Below are 1,980 nucleotides of genomic sequence, written 5' to 3'. Positions count from 1 at the left end.
CCCCGCCGGTGCGGCTCTTCGCCCCGCCGGCGCGGCGCCCGTCGGGGGCCCGGAGGGTCGCCGGCCGGGGCCCCGCCGGCCGGCGCCCGCGGGCACCCGGCGGGCGTTCGACGTCCGTCCGTCCGGATCGGGCGCGTTCGGCAGGACGGCCGTCCGGGTACGTACCGGTGAACCGCCCGCGCGCGACCGCAGCCCGCGGGCCCCGTACCCCGGGAGGCCGCTCCGTGCCCTTCACCATGAGCATCCCCGACCGCGAGGCCTTTCTGGCCGGCCCCCACGTCGGCGTCCTGGCCGTCGGCGACGACGGCGCCCGGGCGACCGGGAGCCTGCTGGCCGTCCCGATCTGGTACTCCTACCGACCCGGCGACACCCTCACCATCCTCACCGGCCGTGACTCGGCCAAGGCCCGCCGGATCCGCGCCACCGGCCGGTTCGCGCTCTGCGCCCAGCAGGAGGAGCCGCCCTGCCGGTACGTGAGCGTGGAGGGCCCGGTGGTGGCGATCGAGGACCGGGTCGATCCCGAGGAGCGCGCCGCGATGGCCCACCGCTACATGCCGCCCGCCACCGCCCGCGCCTACCTCGCCGCCACCACCGAACAGCTGACCGCCGACATCGCCATCCGGATGCGCCCCGAGCGCTGGCTCAGCGCCGACTTCGCCGCCGTCGCCGCCCGCTTCGACGCCCGGTCCACCCGAACGGGGACGGAACACCCGGAGCCCGGTCGTGGTTGACCCCGGCGGGGCGACTACCGTTCCGTGACGAGTCCTGTCCCGACACCCGACCATCCGAAGGGGACTTCCGTGAGCCTGTACGACATCCCGCTGCGCACCCTGTCCGGCGAGACCGCCTCGCTCGGCGACTACAAGGGCAAGGCGCTGCTGATCGTCAACGTCGCCTCCAAGTGCGGCCTGACGCCCCAGTACGCCGGCCTGGAGCGGCTCCAGGAGCGCTACGCCGCGCGCGGCTTCACCGTGCTGGGCTTCCCGTCGAACCAGTTCGCCGGGCAGGAGCCGGGCAGCGCCGAGGAGATCCAGACCTTCTGCTCCACCACCTACGGCGTCTCCTTCCCGCTGTTCGAGAAGACGGACGTCAACGGCGACGACCAGCACCCGCTGTACGCGGTGCTGACCCGGACGGCCGACGCCGAGGGCCAGGCCGGCGACGTGGCCTGGAACTTCGAGAAGTTCCTGGTCTCCCCGGACGGCACCGTGGCCGCCCGGATCCGGCCCCGCACCGAGCCGGAGTCGGCCGAGGTGATCGCGGCGATCGAGGCCGTGCTGCCGGCCTGACCCGCACGACCGCCGCACGGGCCCCGGGGCACCCGCCCCGGGGCCCGTGCGCGTGTCCGCGGATCCCGGCCGGGACCGTCACATTTCCGGCGGCCGCGTCGTCTGACATGTCGACAGCGGCCCTGCCCCGCCCAGGGGCACGGCCGGGACACGGAGTCGAGCAGCAGAGGAAGGGTTCACCATGCCCATACGGACGACGACACAGCAGCGCGGCCCCGGGTTCGCGACGTTCCTGCGCGTCGCGATCGCCCTGCAGACCACGGCCATCCTCTTCCAGGCCGTCACCGCCGGACTGCTGCTGTCCTCGCGGCACGGCGAGGTGCTGCACAGCGCCGGCGCCCGCGGGATGTACGCCGCGACGATGCTGTACGTCCTCGCCGCGGTCCTGCTGTGGCGACCGGGCGGCGGCTCAGCCCGGCCGATCCTGTACGCGACCGGGTTCCTGGTCCTCGCCTCGGCGCAGGTGATCCTCGGCGTCGCGCACGTGCCGAGCGTGCACGTCCCCCTGGGCGTCCTGATGTTCGGCCTGAGCCTGCTTCAGCTGGGCGTGGTGACGGCCGGCCGCCGGGTTCGCGCGGACGCGGCGGTCTGACCGTCGGGGGGGGGGGGGCGGCCCCCCCCCGGGGGGGCGGCGCGCGCACCACACGCCCCCCGCCCGGGGCCTCGCCCCCAGCCGGCGGGCCCCCGACGT

At 75.6% G+C, this 1,980-nt stretch carries 3 protein-coding genes; all 3 read left to right on the top strand.

Going from position 1 to position 1,980, the window contains the following annotated elements:
* The first annotated feature begins 224 nt into the window (after positions 1-224).
* The 3 genes from ACFXHB_RS35525 (at position 225) to ACFXHB_RS35515 (ending at position 1,881) form a co-directional block, all read left to right on the top strand.
* Positions 225-731, top strand: a complete 507-nt coding sequence (locus tag ACFXHB_RS35525) for a pyridoxamine 5'-phosphate oxidase family protein (RefSeq protein ID WP_380579564.1) — start codon at positions 225-227, stop codon at positions 729-731.
* A 69-nt stretch (positions 732-800) separates the two neighbouring features.
* On the top strand, positions 801-1,289 hold the full coding sequence (locus ACFXHB_RS35520; protein ID WP_380579561.1) for a glutathione peroxidase: 489 nt from the start codon (positions 801-803) through the stop codon (positions 1,287-1,289).
* Positions 1,290-1,470: 181 nt separating this feature from the next.
* Positions 1,471-1,881 carry a hypothetical protein gene (locus tag ACFXHB_RS35515; RefSeq protein WP_380579559.1) on the top strand — a complete coding sequence of 137 codons (411 nt, stop codon included), beginning with the start codon at positions 1,471-1,473 and terminating at the stop codon, positions 1,879-1,881.
* Positions 1,882-1,980 lie beyond the last annotated feature (99 nt).

This window comes from Kitasatospora sp. NPDC059327, assembly GCF_042752535.1.
Classification (GTDB): Bacteria; Actinomycetota; Actinomycetes; order Streptomycetales; family Streptomycetaceae; genus Kitasatospora.
This window is presented reverse-complemented; position numbering and strand designations above follow the sequence as displayed.